Origin of the sequence: Plantactinospora sp. ZYX-F-223 (assembly GCF_039649625.1) — a bacterium.
Lineage (GTDB): Bacteria > Actinomycetota > Actinomycetes > Mycobacteriales > Micromonosporaceae > Plantactinospora.
In genome coordinates this window covers 85,329-103,194 of record NZ_JBDJAV010000009.1, presented here as the reverse complement: position 1 = coordinate 103,194, position 17,866 = coordinate 85,329, and the positions used below count along the sequence as shown (strand labels likewise).

Here is a 17,866-nt window from a genome sequence, read left to right as displayed (position 1 = left end):
CTCGTGGCTTCCCCGACCGATCCCGGAGGTTCTCCGATGAGTGCCGCCCCGATCGCCCTCGACCGGCCCGGCCCGCACGGCTACACCACGGCAGACCTGCACGCCCTGCCCGATGACGGCCGGCGCTACGAGCTGATTGACGGGAGCATCATCGTGTCCCCCTCGGCCACGATCGACCACAACACCATCGCCCGGTGGATCGCCAACATCCTGGAGGATTCGTGTCCGTCTGATGAGTTCGCGGTCGGCACCGACCAGTCGACCACGGTTGACGCGCACAACGAGCCCCGGCCGGACGTGGTGGTGACCCGGGCGGAGCACCTGCGGCGTACCCCGTTCCCGATCGTCGACGCGCTGTTGGTGGTCGAGGTGGTGTCGCCGACCTCGGCGCTGCGGGACACCGAGACCAAGCGGGCGCTCTACGCCCGGGCCGGGGTCCCGGCGTACTGGATCGTGGTGCCGGAGGAGGAGAAGCCGACGATCTCCCTCGCCGAGCTGGTGCTCGACCAGGGCAGCCGGAGATACCGGTACGTCACCCACTACACCACCGAGCCGTTCGCTACCGCGCAGCCGTGGCCGGTCCGGGTGGACCTGCCCTCGCTGACCGCCCGCCGGGCCAAGCTGCTGGGCCAGCCGGTCGAGCAGGGCTGACGGCCGCTACGCCGGCTCGTCGTCCATGCGCTGCCGGTTCGCCTCGATCCAGGCGTCCAGCGCCGCCGGGTCGTTCGGGTCGACGCCGTCGGCGATGAGCTGGGCCACCGCCGCCGTCGCCGGGCTGCGCCGCTCCCCGGTGGTGTAGAGCCGGACGAACTCCGGCACCATCTCCTCGATCGAGGTGTCGGTCTGGGACGCCGCCTCGGCCGGCAGCCCCCGCAGCCGGGCGGCGTACGCGGCCCAGCTCCGGACCACCCGGGGCAGCATCGCCGCGTCGTCCATGTCGAGTACCGCCCGCCGGTGCACCCAGTCCAGCAGGAACAGGCCGGCCACCGCCGGGCTCCAGCGCAACGGGTCCGGGTCGGAGAAGGTCGCCGAGTGGTCCAACACCAGGCTGAGGCAGAAGTGCAGCGAGGCGAGGTCGGCTTCGGGCACCTCGGGCAGCCCGAACCGGGCGGCCTCGGGCGAGGCGAGGAAGGACCGGACCAGCCGGTCCCGCTCGGCCGTGGAGAGCGGCTCCGGCTCGTCGGCGACGGTGGTGGCCGGCGCGGGCGGGGGCAGCAGTGCCAGCCGGGCGCCGACCAGGGTCCGGTCGGTGGCCAGCGAGCCCTCGTCGGGCAGGTCCCCCAGCTCGTCGGTGATGACCAGATGCCGGGCCACCTCGCCGCGCAGCCGGGCCGGATCCTCCTCGCGGAACCAGGTCAGCGCGTCGCCGGCACACATCTCCCGGACCTGACCGAGGATCCGCTCGGCGGGACCGCCGACGAAGACGTCCTTGGTGATGCCGATGTTGTGGTCCACCAGGGCCACCACGGCGTGCTCCGGGCCACCCGACGCGCTGTCGTCGTAGGCGAAGGTGGCGAGGTAGGAGGTCTGGTCGCCGTACACGTCGCCGTAGGCGTAGCTGCCGGTCAGGCGTACCTTGCCGAGCTGGCCCGACCAGGACGGCGCCTGCGCGCCCGGTTTGACCGAGGCGGCGCCGTCGGCGTCCGGCACCAGGGCCGCGAAGACAGTCCGGATCGTGGTCGCGGCGGCGGTACGCCGACGGGACGTCGCGGAGAGGAAGTCGCCCACGAAGTCCCGGACGGCGCTGTTGCGATCTTCCTCCGCGATCGCGTAGACGCTGCCCAGCAGTGCGGTGCCGAGCATCTCGGCGTCGAGCGCGCAGTCGAGCTTGGTCACGTCGCGGGCGGCATGCAGCACGGCTTCAAAGGGGGTCCGAGGCGAGGCCATGGAACGACCCTACGCCCGAGGGCGCCGATCCAGCACGAGCAGCGCGCCGGGGCCGAGCACGCCGAGCAGCAGCGTTCCCCGGCTGGCGAGCAGATCGGCACTGCTCAGCGTGCCGATGTGCGCCAGGTGGAAGATCAGGTGCACGGTACTGAAGATCAGCAGCCCGCTCAGCACCACGGCGGTGACCCGCCGGTCGTCGAACCAGGCGGCGGCCAGCAGCATCGCGCCCAGGGTCAGGAACGCCGCCCCGACGTCGGTCATCAGGTGCGAGTTGTACGGCGGGTAGCCGGCCGTCCAGGAGAGCCCGAAGCCGGGGAAGTTGTCGAAGAACCAGCGCGGTGCCAGCACGGCGGGCACCCCCCAGGAGACGTGCAGTACGCCGAGCAGCACCAGCCCGCCCCGCACCAGTACCGGCCGCCACCTGCCCGTGGCCGTCCCGGTGTGCCGCTCGCCGAGGGCGCGGCGGCTCATCGGCGCCCGGCGGCGACGCCCAGCGCGGAACGTGCCTCGGCGTACGCCCGCAGCACCTCGCGGACCGGGGCCACCACGTACCCCCGGGCGGCCTCGGCCACCGCGTCGTGCATCCGGCCCTCGGCCCGCCACCGGGCCCGCCGGGCGGCCCACCTGATCACGGGCTTGACCAGCAGCGAGAGCAGTGCACCGCAGAGCAGGCCGCCGAGCAGCCCGACGGTGGGCAGTGGCGCCACCCCGACCATCGGATAGTCCAGTTCCGGCAGCCCGAGGGCGCGTACCGCGTAGCCGAGGAGCAGCCAGCCCAGGCCGATGACCGCGGTGACGGTGACCAGCCACTGCACCGCGTTGACCAGCCGCCACCAGACCGGCTGGCGGTCCACCCCGAGGTCGGTGGTGGCGACGGCCCGGTCGAGCGCGTCGGGCAGGTCGGCCAGCCGGGACCGGGCCGCCGCGGTCACCGCCGCCGGCCAGGGACTCGGCAGCGTCGCCCCGGCCCGGTCGGCGACCGCCCGGACGGCCAGCCCGACGGCGGAGCGCTGTGCCGCGCTCGGCTCGGGTACCGAGGTCGCCGCGACCGGCGGGCGCTCGATGCCCAGCAGCCCACCGGGCTCCGGCGGACGTTCCGGCTCAGCGGGTGCCCCGGTCAGGTGCAGCCGGCGGAGCGGGTCGGGGCGGAGCCGTCGTAGGCCCCGGGCCAGCGGCCAGCCGGTCGCGGCCACCGCCCGGTGCCGGTACGCCTGCTCGGTCGCCTCGGCCACCGCCGGTACGCCGGCCGCGGCGGCCAGCGCGTCGATCAGCCGGCGGATCGTCGGCCGGTCCACGTCGTCGTCGGCCCGTCCGGGGTCGACGAGCCCGGCCAGCCCCTCGACGACCGTGTCCACGTCTCCGGAGAGCCGCCGCAGCGCCGCCTGCCGCTGCGCGACCGCCTGCTCCAGGGCGGCTCGCAGCGGTGCCGTACCGGCGTCGCCGAGCGCCGAGGTGGCGAGCACCGGTACCCCGGTGAGCTGGTCGGCGTCGACCAGCCGGCGCAGGTCGGCGAGCACCCGGGGCAGCTCGTCCGGGGACAGCCGGTCGGCCTGGTTCAGCACCACCACGGTGACGTCCCGGTGCCGGTGGAGCTCGCGCAGGTAGCTGCGGTGCAGCACCTTGTCGGCGTACTTCTGCGGGTCGACCACCCAGACGACCAGGTCGACCAGGCCGAGCAGCCGGTCCACCTCGGAGCGGTGCGACCACTCCACCGAGTCGAAGTCGGGCAGGTCGAGCAGGACCAGGCCGTGCAGCGCCGCCTCGTCCGTACCGTCCAGCGCGCTCTCCCGGACGAACCGGTGCCGGGGCAGTACGCCGACCCAGTCGAGCAGCCGGATCGCGCCGTCCAGCGGCCCCCAGACGCAGGCATGGGTGACCCCGGTGGTCGGCCGGCGTACCCCGACCGGTGACATCTCGAACCGGGCCAGCGAGTTGAAGAGGCTGGACTTGCCGCTGCCGGTGGCACCGGCCAGTGCCACCACGGTGTGGTTCAGCGAGAGTGCCAGCCGGGTGCCGGCCCGCTCGATCAGGGTGTGCGCCGGGACCAGCCGCTCGTCGGGCAGGTGGCCGTCGACGGCGCCGAGGAACCGGTTGACCGCGTGCAGGCGCTCGACCAGCCGGTCCGGGTCGGCCCGCTGGTCGGGACGGAACGCGTCCCGGACCCTGCCCAGGATGTCGGTCATCGGGCCTCCGCTCCAGCGGTCTCGGCGGCGCCGGCCCGCGCGGCGTCGACCAGCCGGGCCGCCTCGCGGAGTTGGTCGCCGTGGCCGGCATCGACACCGGCCGTCGCGGTGCGGGCCAGGTAGCGGGCCGCCTCCTCGTCGAACAGCCGGTCGACCATACCGAGCAGCTCGGCCCGGGCCCGGGTGGCCAGGTTGCGGGTCGCCTGGTCGCCGAAGATCGCTTCCAGTACCTTCTGCGCGGCGACCGTGGTGCCGCCGGCCGCCGCCACCTCCAGCCCGGTCGGGATGAACGCGGTGGAGGCGAAGACCGCGATCATCACCGCCAGTCCGGTGGCGTTCACCGCGTACGCCGCGCTGCGGGCCACGAAACGCTTGTCGCCGCCCTGGGCGCGGACCAGCTCCAACACGCCGCGCTGCCAGTCCCGGACCAGCCGCTCGGCCCGCTCCGGCAGGTCCTCTCCGGGTCGGGACAGCTCGCTGGTGAGCAGCGCGGCGCCGGCCGGATGGGTCTGCCAGGCCGCGGCGGTCTGCTCGGCGGCCGTGGCGGCGGACTCCCGCAGCAGCGTGACGAGCTGCGACTCGATCGCGCTCCGGAGCTGGGCGTTGGGGGCGGGGCGACCGGTCACCGCGGCGACGAGCCGGTCACGGAGCTGGCCGACCCGGGCCTCCAGGGTGCGGAAGAGTTCACCGGTGCCGACGAACTCCTGCCAGCGGGCCAGCACCTCGCCGCGGAGCAGCCGGCCGTCCCGGAGGGCCTCCTCGACCGAGCGGCGGGCGCCCCGGTAGCCGCTCCGGACCCGTTCGTCCAGCGCCTGTGCGGCGTTCGCCTGCTGGTCGGCGGCGGTGGCCAGGCTGTCGACGGCCGGGCCGAGCGCGGCGACGGCACCGTCCAGGGTCTGCCGGATCACCGCCGCCCGGGCCTCCGAGTCGGCGGCGAGCCGACCGAACCAGGAGCGCAGCGGCTCGGTCAGCCGCCCCGGCAGCAGCCCCTGGCCGTCGACCACCGTCTCCGGGAGTACGAACAGCGGCGCGGCGCCGAGCTGGTGTTCGGCCAGCATCTCGACCAGGTGCGCGGTCACCTCGTCGGTGGCGGCCGGCGGCACCCGGTCGAGGACCAGCGCGATCGCCGTACCGCGGAGTCGGGCGGTGTGCAGCAGTTCCCAGGGCACCGCGTCGGCGTACCGGGCGGCGGTGGTGACGAAGAGCCACAGGTCGGCGGCGGCGAGCAGTTGGGCGGCGAGCGCCCGGTTGGCGTCCACCACCGAGTCGATGTCCGGGGCGTCCAGGAAGGCCAGCCCGGCGGGCAGGGCGGGTGCGGTGACCAGGTGCAGGGTGTCCGGCTGGTCGCCGGGGGCGGTGGTCCGGGTCAGCCCGGGCAGCAGCTCGCCCTGCCGGAACCAGGCCGCGTCGAGCGGGCTGCAGACCAGCACCGGCGAGCGGGTGGTCGGCCGGAGCACGCCGACACTGCTGACCCGGGCCTGGACCAGGCTGTTGACCAGGGTGGACTTGCCGGCGCCGGTCGAACCGCCGACGACCACCAGCAGCGGCGCGTCGAGCCGGGCGAGTCGGGGTAGCAGGTAGTCGGCGAGCTGGGCCCGCAGCGCCGAGCCGAGCTGGCGGGCCTCGTCCGCTCCCGGCAGGGCCAGTGGATAGGCGGTGACGTCGATCGCGGCCCGCAGCCGGGTGAGCGCCCAGCGCAGGTCAGCGGCGGCGTCGCCGGCCGGGGGCCGACCCTCCGCGGCGGGGACGGTCTCGGGCGGCGTGGGGACGGTCGGGGGCACCCGGTCCGCCGGGCCGGCCGGGTCGCCGGCCGGTGGGTCCAGGAGGGTGGTATCGGCCTGCTCGCGATCCGCGTCGGCGATGGGGTTTTCCGGGCCGACCAGGGGCGTGCCGAGGCCGGTGGCCGGTTCGCCGTGGGTCGTCACGGGGTAAAGACTGCCCGATCCCTGCAACACAGACAACAGGCACCGTTGCTCGCGGATCAGCGCACAGCCCGCCGCCGGTTTCCTGGCCGGCTGTCCGGATCCCCACGACCACTGAACCTTTTTCAACCTGGACCGCGCGGCGCTCACGCACGGCGTCCGACCTTGCGGTCCGTCGGACCGCAAGGGGAGGTTGAAAAAGGTTCACTGTCGATGCCCTGCCGTGTCGAGGCATTCGCGGTGGTGGAAGCCCTGACACGGGTTGCGTCGATGTGACTCAAGTCCGACTTTGCGCGTACGGCAGATCGTGGCACTATTGAGTCCGGTCCACTCAACTTGCGGTGGGTGCGCTGCGGGCGGTGCCCGTCACCTGCCTTGTAACGAAGCGAGGAAGCGAAGATGGCACGTGCGGTCGGAATCGACCTCGGCACGACGAATTCCTGCGTCAGCGTTCTCGAAGGCGGTGAGCCCACCGTCATCGCGAACGCCGAGGGCTCGCGGACGACTCCTTCGATCGTCGCGTTCGCCCGCAACGGCGAGGTGCTCGTCGGTGAGGTCGCCAAGCGTCAGGCGGTGACCAACCCGGACCGGACCATCCGGTCGGTCAAGCGGGAGATGGGCACCAACTGGTCCGTCGACATCGACGGTAAGAAGTACACCTCACAGGAGATCTCCGCCCGGACGCTGATGAAGCTCAAGCGGGACGCCGAGGCGTACCTGGGCGAGCGGATCACCGACGCCGTGATCACCGTTCCGGCGTACTTCAGCGACGCTCAGCGGACCGCCACCAAGGAGGCCGGGGAGATCGCCGGCTTCAACGTGCTGCGGATCGTGAACGAGCCGACCGCGGCGGCGCTGGCGTACGGGCTGGACAAGGGCTCCAAGGAGCAGACCGTCCTGGTCTTCGACCTCGGCGGCGGCACCTTCGACGTGTCGCTGCTGGAGCTGGCCGAAGGGGTCATCGAGGTCAAGTCGACCAGCGGTGACAACCACCTCGGTGGCGACGACTGGGACGAGCGGATCATCGACCACCTGGTGAAGACCTTCCGGGGCCAGCACGGGGTCGACCTGTCCCAGGACAAGATGGCGATGCAGCGGCTGCGCGAGGCGGCCGAGAAGGCCAAGATCGAGCTTTCCGCCGCCACCACCACCAGCATCAACCTGCCGTACATCACCGCCGGTCCGTCGGGTGGCGACGGTGCCCCGTCGGCGCCGCTGCACCTCGACGTGACGCTGACCCGGGCGGAGTTCCAGCGGATGACGCAGGACCTGCTCGACCGCTGCAAGGGCCCGTTCGACCAGGCCATCAAGGACGCCGGGGTCAAGGTCTCCGACGTCGACCACGTGATCCTGGTCGGCGGCTCGACCCGGATGCCGGCCGTCTCCGAGCTCGTCAAGCAGCTCACCGGCCGGGAGCCCAACAAGGGCGTCAACCCGGACGAGGTCGTCGCGGTCGGTGCCGCGCTCCAGGCCGGCGTGCTCAAGGGCGAGGTGAAGGACGTCCTGCTGCTCGACGTGACCCCGCTGTCGCTGGGCATCGAGACCAAGGGCGGCATCTTCACCAAGCTGATCGAGCGCAACACGACCATCCCGACCAAGCGCTCCGAGGTCTTCACCACGGCCGACGACAACCAGCCGTCGGTGCTGATCCAGGTCTTCCAGGGCGAGCGGGACATCGCGGCGTACAACAAGAAGCTCGGCACCTTCGAGCTGACCGGCCTGCCGCCGGCGCCGCGCGGTGTGCCGCAGATCGAGGTCACCTTCGACATCGACGCGAACGGCATCGTGCACGTCAACGCGAAGGACCTCGGCACCGGCAAGGAGCAGTCGATGACGATCACCGGCGGCTCGGCGCTGCCGAAGGACGACATCGAGCGGATGATGCGGGACGCCCAGGACCACGCCGACGAGGACAAGCGGCGCCGGGACGAGGCGGAGACCCGCAACCAGGCCGAGCAGCTCCAGTGGCAGACCGAGAAGTTCCTCGCCGAGAGCGGGGACAAGCTGCCGGCCGAGCCGCGTGACAAGATCAACGAGGCCCTCGGCGACCTGCGCTCCGCGCTCGGCGGGACCGACCTGGAGAACGTCAAGTCGGCCCACGAGAAGCTGCTCAAGATCTCCCAGGAGGCCGGCTCGCTGCTCTACGCGCAGCAGCAGGCCGAGCCGGGGCAGCCGGGTGCCGCCGGCGCGGGCCCGGAGGCCGGGCCGACCGGTGCCAAGGGCGGCGCCGACGACGTGGTGGACGCGGAGATCGTCGACGAGGACGACAAGAAGTGAACCTTCTTGAAAAAGGTTCAGTGACGACGCGCTCCCCGCGTACCCGGGCTGGCCGTAAGCACAACGGATCGAGGTAGCTGAATGACGGACAAGCCACGAGCCGCCGAGCCGGAGTCCACCGGATCGGCGCCGGGTGGCTCCGCGCCCGCCGGCCCCGCCTCGGGCACGGACGGCGAGGGCGTCGTCATCCGGAACAACCGGAAGATCAACCTGACCGGCGACCAGCCGGGCTCGGGCGGTACGACCGACGGGACCACCCTGGCGGCGAAGGATCCGAACCCGGATCCGGAGCCGCCGGGTGACGCCGAGCCGGTGGTGGCCGCCGGAGAGGTGGACGACACCGCGTCGACCGGTGCCGCGGCCTCGGTCGACGACGCGAAGTCGGCCGAGGGCGGGCCGGAGGTGGCGGACGACGCGACCACCGACCCGGGGGACGTGACCGTCGACGACTCCGGTGTGGCGACCACCGACCCGGCCACCCCGGTGGTCGACGACACCGAACTCGCCGAGGTGCTGGCGGCGGAGCGGCCATCCGGCACGGACGGGCCGGTGGTGGACGCCCCGGCCACGCCGGTCACCGAGGCCACCGCCGACGTCGACGGGCCGGGCCCGCTCGGCGCCGAACTCGCCGCGCTGCGGGCCGAGTTGGACGAGCGGACCAGGGACCTCCAGCGGGTGACCGCGGAGTTCGCCAACTACCGCAAGCGGATGGACCGGGAGCGGGCCAGGGACGCGGACCGGGCTACCCGGGTCGTACTGGCCGCGCTGCTGCCCGTACTCGACGACCTGGACCGGGCCCGCGAGCACGGCGACCTGGTCGGGCCGTTCGGCACGGTGGCGGAGCAGTTGAACACCGCCCTGGCCAAGTTCGGGCTGACCCCGTTCGGCGAGAAGGGCGACCCGTTCGACCCGAACCAGCACGAGGCGGTCGCGCACCAGACCTCGACCGAGGTCACCGAGCCGACCTGTGTCGAGGTGCTGCGCCGCGGCTACCAGGTCAACGACTCGCTGCTGCGGCCCGCGCTGGTCGCGGTGGCCGATCCGGAGCCGGAGTGAGCGTTCCTGCGCCGGAGAAAACCGGGTCGGAGCGAGGTTGAGCCGGTGCGTCGCGGTCGAGGTGCCACCCGTACGCCGTCCGTCGGATGGGGTGCGGGCGGCACCTCGACCGCGCCACAGGGGAAGGAGGTGGACGACCGATGAGTTCCAAAGACTGGCTGGAGAAGGACTTCTACGCCGTACTGGGGGTGGCAAGGTCCGCCTCTCCTGACGAGATCAAGAAGGCCTACCGCAAGCTGGCCAGGGAATCGCACCCGGACCACAACCCGGGTGACGCCCAGGCCGAGGAGCGGTTCAAAGCCGTCTCCGAGGCGTACGACGTGCTCGCCGACGCGCGCAAGCGCAAGGAGTACGACGAGATGCGCTCGCTCTTCGGCTCGGGCGCGTTCCGCCGCAACGCCCGGTCGGGCGGGCCCGGCGGATATCCGTTCGACGTCTCGGACCTCTTCGGCGGGGTCGGCCAGCCGGGCGGTGCGGCCGGCGGGGATCGCCGGTTCGGCGGGGCGGGGTTCTCCGACCTGTTCAGCTCGATCTTCTCCGGCGGCGGTCCCACCCGGACCCGTGGCCCGGCCCGTGGTCGCGACGTGGAGGCCGAGGTCATGCTCGACTTCGGCGATGCCGTACGCGGGGTGACGGTGCCGTTGACGCTGCGCGCTCCCGGCGTCTGCGACACCTGCCACGGTGACGGCGCCAAGCCGGGGACGCTGCCCCGGACCTGCCCGCAGTGCCGGGGCGCCGGAGTCGTCACCCGCAACCAGGGCTCGTTCAGCTTCTCCGAGCCGTGCCGGGAGTGCCAGGGCGTCGGCACGATCGTGGACGAGAAGTGCCCGGAGTGCCGGGGCACCGGCGGGGTGACCAAGTCCCGCACGCTCAACGTGCGGTTTCCGGCCGGGGTCGCGGACGGCCAGCGGATCCGGCTCGCCGGCCGGGGTGAGCCCGGTGACCGGGGTGGCCCGCCCGGCGACCTGTATGTCCTGGTCAACGTCCGCGAGGACGATCTCTTCGGGCGCAGCGGCGACGACCTGACCCTGACCGTGCCGATCACCATCGCGGAGGCGGTGCTCGGGACGGACCTGCGGGTGCCCACGCTGGACTCGTCGGTGACCCTGCGGGTGCCGCCGGGCACCCCGAGCGGCCGTACGCTGCGGGCCCGGGGCAGGGGTGTGGTGAGGCGGGACGGCCAGGCCGGTGACCTGCTGGTGACCGTGGAGATCGCCGTTCCCGAGCAGCTCTCCCCGGAGGCCAGGAAGGCGCTGGAGGAGTTCGCCGCGCAGACTCCGGCGGCGGCACGGGAACATCTCGACGCCCGGGTGCGTCGTTTCAACTGAGCTGTTGGCAATGCGGAGGTGATCAAGGTGGCCGAGGAGTACGTCGTCGTCTCGATCGAGCAGGCGTCCGACGCCAAGGTTTTGATGATCTCGGTCGCGGCCCGGATGGCCGGCATGCACCCGCAGACCCTGCGCCAGTACGACCGGATGGGGCTGGTGCAGCCCGGTCGGGCCCCGGGCGGCGGCCGCCGGTACAGCGCCCGGGACGTCGCGCTCCTGCGCGAGGTGCAGCGGCTCAGCCAGGACGACGGTGTCAACCTGGCCGGCATCAAGCGGATCATCGTGCTGGAGCAGATGGTCGACGAACTTCAGCAGCGGGTCGCCGGCCTACAGGCCGAGTTGGAGGCCGCCTACCGCCGGGTGGCCGAGTTGGAGGCGCTCGGCGGGCTGCCCCGCCGGGACCTGGTGCCGACCAGCCGGCCCTCGACCGCGCTGGTGGTCTGGCGCCCCCGCCGCACCACCGACCCGTCGGCCTGACCTCTCCGGGTGATCCGAAACCACTACCCCGGGTGTTTCGGGAACATTACGCCCGATTCTCGGAATCCGTTTGCCAGAAGGCTCGGAAACCATTACCCCGGGGAGCTCGGGAGGCTTCACCGTACATAGCGGTGGCGTCGGAGCCCGTTGTACCGCCGGTCTCCGGCATCTTTCTCCGTGCGCCTCCGGTGAAGGTCATGAAGCGTCTTGTCCATCCGACCTGGTCTGGGTAAGGGGTGGCGGGCCGCCGAGTCGTGTCTTGGTGCCGCGCTATGACGCGGCTCTGCGGATGCTTGTGATCCGAGAAGGAAATTGATCAACAGTTTCCGGAATGTGCACGGTTACAAGATTGTTTAATTGACGGCTATCAATGTTCTGACTATGGTGGGCTGCGGGCGCGACCGCATCGCGACGACCGGAAGGGAACTACCATGTCCAACGTGATGGCTGTCGGCGGCGTACTCGCGGCATTGTTTGCCTCGACGGTAGCTACCGAGCCTTTGGTGACTCCTGCCGAGAGGGTCACCATCAGCGTGGAGACCGTCAATGGATCGGGCTGCCCGGCGGGGACGGCCGAGGTGAGCACCGCAGCCGACAACACGGCCTTCACGGTGAGCTACAGCGACTACTTCGTGCTGGCCGGTGCCGGGGCGAAGCCGACCGAGTTCAGGAAGAACTGTCAGCTCAATCTGCGGGTCAACATCCCACAGGGGCTCACCTTCGCGGTGGCCCAGGTGGACCTGCAGGGCTTCGCGTACCTCCAGCGGGGAGCCAGCGGCTCGCAGCACTCGCACTACTACTGGATGGGCAGTTCGTCGACCGCGCAGACCAGCCACGAGTTCACCGGGCCGTACAGCGGCGGCTGGCGCACCTCCGACCGGGCGGCTGCCCTGGTCTACGCACCCTGCGGTGAGACGCGCAACCTCAACGTCAACACCGAACTGCGGGTCGACGGCGGCGACGCCGACAACGGCACGAGCTTCATGACGATGGACTCAAGCCGGGGCAGTGTGCGCAGTGTCTACCACCTCAGCTGGAAAGAGTGCTGATCGCGCCGCCGTAAACGCATCCCCTGACGGCGGTCTGTGGGATTAGCGCGAATTGGGGCCCCTGGGTCTGTCGATGGAATGTGAATGTCCATCGCGCCTGACCCGGGGGCCCCTGCGTTTTCGGTAGCGGATCGTTGTAGCACTTTTCGCGCCCCCGCGCATTCAACTTTAAGACATTGACGAACATCAATAAATAGAGTTAAGGTGTGCCTGCGCGCGCGACATTATCGCCACGATCGGGAGGGAACCCATGATCAGTGTGCTGGCCATTGGCAGTCTCGTTGCCTCGATGCTCGGCGGGATTGTCATCCCGACGGATCCGCCCGTGGAGCCTCCGGACGAGCAGATTGTCATCGAGGTCATTACCATCAATGGTTCGGGTTGCCCGGCCGGGACCGCGGCCGTCGCGGTCGCCCCCGACAACACCGCCTTCACGGTGACCTATAGCGACTATCTCGCCCAGGTCGGCGTGGGGGCGCGGCCGACCGACGCCCGGAAGAACTGCCAGTTGGCCCTGCAGGTGCACGTCCCGGAGGGCTTCACCTACGCCATTCTCCAGGCCGACTACCGCGGCTACGCCTACCTGGCGAACGGTGCGACCGCGGTGTCGCGGGCGAACTACTACTTCCAGGGCTCCTCGCCGACGACGTACAAGAACCACAACTTCAGCGGCCCGCTGGACGACAGTTGGCAGACGACCGACACCTCCGAGCTCACTTCGGTGAGCTACGCGCCCTGCGGCGAGATGCGCTTCCTCAACATCAACACCGAACTGCGGGTGAACGTCGGGACGTCCAACCCGGCGACCACCACCAGCTTCATGGCGATGGACTCGACTGATGGTGGCATCAACACCATCTACCACTTCGCATGGAAGAAGTGCGAAGAGTCCTGACGTGAGACCTCCGGGTTGGGATGCGGGAATCTGCTCCGGCATCCCGGCCCTGGAGGCGGGGGCCCGCCCGGTCGGCGTTGTCCGGGCCGTGCGGGCACCGGCGAAGAGGGCCATCCGATCGATGGATGACGTTTGATACATCGCGCGGGCAACGGCTCGCGCGACGGTGACCGAAGGGAGCCCCGGAAATGTTGCACACATTAGTCATCGGCAGCCTGGCGGCGTCGTTAATGGGTCTGCCGGTACTCGCCGATCCCGTACCGACCACGAATCCGCCGGCCGAGCGCATCACGATCGAGATCGTGACGGTCAACGGGTCGGGTTGCCGGCTCGGCACGGCGGCGGTCGCCACGGCGCCGGACAACACGGCCTTCACCGTGACCTACAGCGACTACCTCGCCCAGGCCGGCGCGGGTACCGCGCCGACCGACTTCCGGAAGAACTGCCAACTGGTCCTCAAGGTGAACGTTCCGGGTGGCTTCACGTACGCGATCGGGCAGGCCGACTACCGTGGCTTCGCCCACCTCGAACGCGGTGCCACCGGCATGCAGCGGGCGAGCTACTACATCCAGGGCACGTCGCCGACGGCGGCCGAGTCGCACTCCTTCGCCGGCCCGGTCAGTGACAGTTGGCAGACGACCGACGTCACGGACGTGGCCTCGCTGGTCTACGCCCCCTGTGGCGAGGTGCGGCTGTTCAACATCAACACGGAGCTGCGGGTGAATCGGGGTACCTCGGACCCGAAGACGACCAGCTTCATGATGATGGATTCCACCGACGGCGGCGTCAGCACGACGTACCACTTCAACTGGATGCGGTGCGAGTAGACCCCGCCGGGACCGGGTCCCGGCGTGCCCGAGCCAGGGCGACATCCACGCACACCGGTACGGCATCCGCCGTCCGGCGTCGCGACGGTTCAAGCGAAGAACTCGGCTGGCGCTCGTCGAGAGGTGCTTCGAGCGCCAGCTCTTCCTGCCGGACCCCGGGGCAGTGCCCCCGAAGGGTCCCGCTCCCGACCCGCTGCCCGGTTTCCGGCACGCGGGACCGGTGAGATCAGTAACCTGACTGGTGGTGCGGCTCCCGCAGATCGCGGTCCTCCGGTACGCAGGTCAGGTCCCGTGCTCCGGTGGTCCGGGGTCCACGGGGGGTCCCGGCCCACCGCTCGTCCGGCCGCCGGCCGACCCGGGTCAGCCCAGCCGGCGGGACTGCCGGACCAGGCCGCCCTCGCACCAGTCGCGGTAGTCGAACAGCTCCGGCCTCGCCTGGAGCATCCGGGTGTTGTGCGCCCAGATGACCATCGGCTCGTCGCCGAGCCGCTCGGCCTGCTCGACCAGCTTCCGCAACCGCCGCTTCGGATGGGCCTGGAACTTGGTCCGGATGCCGTCTGCGGCATAGATGTAGAGGCAGTGCAGCGCGAACCGGCGGGCCGGACACGACGGGTCCATCGCCAGCTCGAACAGCGTGCCGATCAGCCGGTCGCCGGAGACCAGCAGGTCCCAGTCCTTCGGCATCGTATGCAGCGGAACCGAGTCCGGCTCGTAGGCCCAGGCTCGAAGCTCGGCGGGGGATGGATCCACCGGGTTGGCAAAGCCCCGGAACGCAGAGTCCTGCACGCTCAACGGGCCGCCTTTCCGCTCGCGCGGCTGCCGGGCTCCCCCGGCCCCCGCAAGACCTGTGGCTACTGCGGCGACACGGTAACGCGCTGTTGCCAACCTGCGAAAGGGCCGCCAAGTGCTATTTCATCAACCCGTTACGCGTTGGTGGAACCGGCCGAACGGTGATCCCGGTATGTGGAGCGCGGCACCCGCCGCGCCCCGGCTCACTCCGTCGCGGGAGCCGGTGTCGGGCCACCGGCGGCGGACCGGCGCAGCCACCGCTTGAACCAGCCGGAGTCGGGCAGCCGGGCCAACATCGGGCCGGTCACCACGGTGATCAGCACGTACGCGGTGGCCAGCGGGCCGAGTTGCGGGTTGACCACGCTGGTGGTGACGGCCAGCCCGGCGATGACGATGGAGAACTCCCCGCGCGGCGACAGGGCGAGCCCGGCCCGCCACCGACCCGGCAGCCCGATCCCGACCCGTTTCGCCGCCAGGTAACCGGTCAGCACCTTGGTGGCCATGGTGACCACGGCCAGCGCCAGCGCCGGCAGCAGCACCGGCGGGATCGCCCGGGGGTCGGTGTTCAGGCCGAAGAAGACGAAGAAGACGGCGGCGAAGAGGTCCCGCAGCGGCGAGAGCAGCTCCGTCGCGTTGTGTGCCACCGGTCCCGAGAGGGCGATGCCGACCAGGAACGCACCGACCGCCGCCGACACCTGGAGCCCGGCAGCGAGGCCGGCGACCAGCAGGGTCAGCCCGAATACGCCGAGCAGCAGTGCCTCCGGATCCCGGGCGGAGAGCATCCGGGAGATGAAGTTGCCGTACCGGATCGCCACCACCAGCACCAGGACCACGGTGAAGACCGCGATGGCCAGCGCGATGCCGCCGCCGAGCAGGCTCTGACCGCTGAGGATCGCGGTGACCAGCGGCAGGTAGAGCGCCATCGCGAGGTCCTCGATGACCAGCACCGACAGGATTACCGGGGTCTCCCGGTTACCGAGCCGGCCGAGGTCGGCCAGCACCTTGGCGATGACGCCGGACGAGGAGACCCAGGTGACCCCGGCGAGTACGATCGCGCCGACCCAGCCCCAGCCGAGCAGCAGCCCGAAGGCCGCCCCCGGCAGCGCGTTGAGCAGGCCGTCGAGCAGCCCGGCCGGGGCCGCGGCGCGCAGGTTGCCGACCAGTTCGCTGGCGGAGTATTCCAGGCCCAGCATGACCAGCAGCAGGATCACACCGATCTCGGCACCGACCTCGAAGAACTCCTCGCTGGCCGAGAGCGGCACCAGCCCGCCGTGCCCGAAGGCGAGCCCGGCGAGCAGATAGAGCGTGATCGGCGAGAGCCCGATCCGCCGGCTGAGCCGGCTGAGCAGTCCGAGGACGAAGAGCAGCGCACCGACCTCGATGAGCAGGACAGTGGTGTGATGCATCTCCCGTCAGCCGTCCGGGTCGGTCTCGGCGAGGATCGCGGTGACACCGTCGAGTCCCTGGCGGGTGCCGACCACGACCACGACATCGCCGGCCTCGAACCGGAAGGTCGGATCGGGTGAGGCGATCACCTCGCGTTCCCGGAGGACCGCGACGATGGATGCGCCGGTACGGGTACGGGTCTGCGTGTCGCCCAGCCGCCGGCCGACGTACCGCGAGCCGGCCGGGATGGCGATCTGCTCGGTGAGCAGCCCGGCGGCCTGCTGGCGAAGCCCGGAGAGCTGGCCCAGCATCAGCGAGGCGCCGAGGATGTCGGCCAGCGCCTCCGCCTCGTCGTCGGTGAGCGGGACGTCGGCGGTGCAGGAGTCCGGATCGTCGGGGTCGTACAGCACCAGATCCCGTCGGCCGTTGCGGTGCGTGACCACACCGAGCCGGCGTCCGGAGGCGGTGACCACGTCGTGGCGTACGCCGATCCCGGGCAACGCCGTCTGCTCCACACGTACTCGCACGTAACCAACCGTACCCGTTTGTCGATCGAGGGCTGAAAGGGCCAGACCCGCCCCGGTGGCCGATCGGTCCGGAACCGTACCGTCGGTCGGGGGATCGGTGCTTCGTGGAGGTGACCGATGCGCGTTTCCGAAGGGCGTACCGGATCGGTGTCGGCGGTGGCCCTCGCCGTCGCACTCGTCGCCGGCTGCACCGCCGGCCCGATCGGGGAGATCCGGCGCACCGCTCCGGCGCCGAGCCGGCCGGTGGACCCGGGCCCGCCGGTGGAGCCGCGCCACCTGCGGCTCGCCGTCCCGCCCGGCGCGGTGCTGCACCAGCTCGAGTTCGTGGACGCCGCGCGCGGCTACGCGCTCTTCGTCGACGACGGCACCGGCACGGGCACGCCGACTCCCGGACCGCCCGGGCCGAACTCGACCAACCTGCTCTTCGGCACCGCCGACGGCGGGCGTTCCTGGCAGCGGCTCCGGCATCCGCACCCGGCCGGCCTCCACCAGCTCTACACCGGCAATGGCCGGCTGGTGCTCTGGGTCGAGCCGGTGGACTGGTACGTCTCCGTCGACGCCGGCCGGACGTTCCGGCACTACCGGGGTGAGCAGCCGCCGGCCGCGTACCAGCCGACGCAGGGGAGCTACCAGGTCTGCTGCGACGGTGACGATCCGCCGAGGGTGGTGCGGTGGATCGGGGAGGAGCGCCGGGACGTGCCGACCCAGCCGCGTCTGCCCGGGATCTCCGGAGTGGCGGACAGCGGTGACCGGCTGCTCGCCAGCGGGCTGGCGGACGGTCGCCCGTACGCGTCGGTCTCGCCGGACGGCGGGCGGAGCTGGCGGACGACGGCGTTGCCCGAGGTCGACGGCGACCTCGGGGCCGTGCTGCCGGTGTTGGCGGCCGACGGTGACGCCTGGCTGGTCGGCTACCACGCCGAGGACCGGACCCGGTTCCCCCGACTGTGGCGGCGGGTCGGTGCCGAGGTCCCGTCCCGCTGGGTACCGGTGGATCCGTCGGGCAGGCCCGACCGGTTCACCTCGGTGGTGCCGCTCGGCGACGGCCGGCTGGTGGTCTCGTCGCCCCAGGGCACCGGGCTGGTCGCGGACGGCCGCTACGTGGACCTGGCCTGGCCGGTCGGGGAGCACTACCTGCGGATGCTGGACGACGGCACGCTGTTCGCCGCGCATCCGCCCGGCGGCGGGGCGTGGCTGGGGCTCGGCTCCGGTACCGAGCGGCGGTGGGTCGAGGTGCGGTTGGCCGGAATGTGACCGACGTCACGA

Annotated in this window: 16 protein-coding genes; 9 read left to right on the top strand and 7 right to left on the bottom strand. The window is 71.5% G+C overall.

The genetic code is table 11. The features are described from left to right. The first annotated feature begins 36 nt into the window (after positions 1-36). Positions 37-651 (top strand): Uma2 family endonuclease, encoded by a 615-nt coding sequence (locus tag AAH979_RS11610; protein ID WP_346258081.1) that lies wholly within the window; start codon positions 37-39, stop codon positions 649-651. A gap of 6 nt (positions 652-657) precedes the next feature. Here the strand turns inward: AAH979_RS11610 and AAH979_RS11605 are convergent, their stop codons facing one another. From AAH979_RS11605 to AAH979_RS11590, 4 genes are read right to left on the bottom strand one after another with little or no spacing between them, the layout of a single operon-like run. After that, positions 658-1,887: a hypothetical protein gene (locus tag AAH979_RS11605; protein WP_346258080.1), complete on the bottom strand. Its 1,230-nt coding sequence runs from the start codon at positions 1,885-1,887 to the stop codon at positions 658-660. 9 nt (positions 1,888-1,896) lie between these two features. Further along, entirely contained in the window at positions 1,897-2,358 is a 462-nt protein-coding gene (locus AAH979_RS11600; protein ID WP_346258079.1) for a hypothetical protein, read from the bottom strand. Continuing rightward, positions 2,355-4,070 carry a GTPase gene (locus AAH979_RS11595; RefSeq protein WP_346258078.1) on the bottom strand — a complete coding sequence of 572 codons (1,716 nt, stop codon included), beginning with the start codon at positions 4,068-4,070 and terminating at the stop codon, positions 2,355-2,357. Before AAH979_RS11595 ends, AAH979_RS11600 begins: the two co-directional genes overlap by 4 nt. Then, positions 4,067-5,770 carry an ABC transporter gene (locus AAH979_RS11590; RefSeq protein WP_346258188.1) on the bottom strand — a complete coding sequence of 568 codons (1,704 nt, stop codon included), beginning with the start codon at positions 5,768-5,770 and terminating at the stop codon, positions 4,067-4,069. Before AAH979_RS11590 ends, AAH979_RS11595 begins: the two co-directional genes overlap by 4 nt. Before the next feature lie 621 nt (positions 5,771-6,391). On the opposite strand from AAH979_RS11590, the gene dnaK reads away from it, so the two are divergent. The 7 genes from dnaK (at position 6,392) to AAH979_RS11555 (ending at position 13,901) form a co-directional block, all read left to right on the top strand. Continuing rightward, a complete protein-coding gene (gene dnaK / locus AAH979_RS11585; RefSeq protein WP_346258077.1) occupies positions 6,392-8,269 on the top strand; it encodes a molecular chaperone DnaK in 1,878 nt (625 codons plus the stop codon). 81 nt (positions 8,270-8,350) lie between these two features. Beyond that, entirely contained in the window at positions 8,351-9,325 is a 975-nt protein-coding gene (gene grpE, locus AAH979_RS11580) for a nucleotide exchange factor GrpE (RefSeq protein WP_346258076.1), read from the top strand. A 140-nt stretch (positions 9,326-9,465) separates the two neighbouring features. Then, the gene (gene dnaJ / locus AAH979_RS11575) at positions 9,466-10,653 is read left to right on the top strand and encodes a molecular chaperone DnaJ (RefSeq protein ID WP_346258075.1); all 1,188 of its coding nucleotides are present in this window, start codon (positions 9,466-9,468) and stop codon (positions 10,651-10,653) included. Positions 10,654-10,737: 84 nt separating this feature from the next. Beyond that, positions 10,738-11,130, top strand: a complete 393-nt coding sequence (locus tag AAH979_RS11570) for a helix-turn-helix transcriptional regulator (protein ID WP_346258187.1) — start codon at positions 10,738-10,740, stop codon at positions 11,128-11,130. Between the two features lie 503 nt (positions 11,131-11,633). Next, positions 11,634-12,179, top strand: a complete 546-nt coding sequence (locus tag AAH979_RS11565) for a DUF4360 domain-containing protein (protein WP_346258074.1) — start codon at positions 11,634-11,636, stop codon at positions 12,177-12,179. A gap of 250 nt (positions 12,180-12,429) precedes the next feature. Beyond that, positions 12,430-13,074, top strand: a complete 645-nt coding sequence (locus AAH979_RS11560) for a DUF4360 domain-containing protein (RefSeq protein ID WP_346258073.1) — start codon at positions 12,430-12,432, stop codon at positions 13,072-13,074. A 188-nt stretch (positions 13,075-13,262) separates the two neighbouring features. Next, positions 13,263-13,901, top strand: a complete 639-nt coding sequence (locus AAH979_RS11555; protein ID WP_346258072.1) for a DUF4360 domain-containing protein — start codon at positions 13,263-13,265, stop codon at positions 13,899-13,901. Positions 13,902-14,261: 360 nt separating this feature from the next. Here AAH979_RS11555 and AAH979_RS11550 read toward each other — a convergent pair whose 3' ends face one another. The 3 genes from AAH979_RS11550 to AAH979_RS11540 all read right to left on the bottom strand — a co-directional run bounded on the left by AAH979_RS11550 (position 14,262) and on the right by AAH979_RS11540 (position 16,603). Next, a complete protein-coding gene (locus AAH979_RS11550; protein WP_346258071.1) occupies positions 14,262-14,693 on the bottom strand; it encodes a hypothetical protein in 432 nt (143 codons plus the stop codon). Positions 14,694-14,893: 200 nt separating this feature from the next. Next, entirely contained in the window at positions 14,894-16,096 is a 1,203-nt protein-coding gene (locus AAH979_RS11545; protein ID WP_346258070.1) for a cation:proton antiporter, read from the bottom strand. Positions 16,097-16,102: 6 nt separating this feature from the next. Then, positions 16,103-16,603: a cation:proton antiporter regulatory subunit gene (locus AAH979_RS11540; RefSeq protein WP_107262611.1), complete on the bottom strand. Its 501-nt coding sequence runs from the start codon at positions 16,601-16,603 to the stop codon at positions 16,103-16,105. A 117-nt stretch (positions 16,604-16,720) separates the two neighbouring features. Here AAH979_RS11540 and AAH979_RS11535 point away from each other — a divergent pair, with 117 nt between their 5' ends. After that, complete coding sequence (locus AAH979_RS11535) at positions 16,721-17,854, top strand: hypothetical protein (RefSeq protein ID WP_346258069.1); 1,134 nt, start codon at positions 16,721-16,723, stop codon at positions 17,852-17,854. Positions 17,855-17,866 lie beyond the last annotated feature (12 nt).

Bases quoted from the DNA above. Each gene is read 5' to 3' on its own strand.
- dnaJ (WP_346258075.1), top strand. From the start codon at position 9,466: ATGAGTTCCAAAGACTGGCTGGAGAAGGACTTCTACGCCGTACTGGGG.
- grpE (WP_346258076.1), top strand. From the start codon at position 8,351: ATGACGGACAAGCCACGAGCCGCCGAGCCGGAGTCCACCGGATCGGCG.
- AAH979_RS11605 (WP_346258080.1), bottom strand. From the start codon at position 1,887: ATGGCCTCGCCTCGGACCCCCTTTGAAGCCGTGCTGCATGCCGCCCGC.
- dnaK (WP_346258077.1), top strand. From the start codon at position 6,392: ATGGCACGTGCGGTCGGAATCGACCTCGGCACGACGAATTCCTGCGTC.
- AAH979_RS11570 (WP_346258187.1), top strand. From the start codon at position 10,738: ATGATCTCGGTCGCGGCCCGGATGGCCGGCATGCACCCGCAGACCCTG.
- AAH979_RS11555 (WP_346258072.1), top strand. From the start codon at position 13,263: ATGTTGCACACATTAGTCATCGGCAGCCTGGCGGCGTCGTTAATGGGT.
- AAH979_RS11535 (WP_346258069.1), top strand. From the start codon at position 16,721: ATGCGCGTTTCCGAAGGGCGTACCGGATCGGTGTCGGCGGTGGCCCTC.
- AAH979_RS11600 (WP_346258079.1), bottom strand. From the start codon at position 2,358: ATGAGCCGCCGCGCCCTCGGCGAGCGGCACACCGGGACGGCCACGGGC.
- AAH979_RS11560 (WP_346258073.1), top strand. From the start codon at position 12,430: ATGATCAGTGTGCTGGCCATTGGCAGTCTCGTTGCCTCGATGCTCGGC.
- AAH979_RS11545 (WP_346258070.1), bottom strand. From the start codon at position 16,096: ATGCATCACACCACTGTCCTGCTCATCGAGGTCGGTGCGCTGCTCTTC.
- AAH979_RS11595 (WP_346258078.1), bottom strand. From the start codon at position 4,070: ATGACCGACATCCTGGGCAGGGTCCGGGACGCGTTCCGTCCCGACCAG.
- AAH979_RS11610 (WP_346258081.1), top strand. From the start codon at position 37: ATGAGTGCCGCCCCGATCGCCCTCGACCGGCCCGGCCCGCACGGCTAC.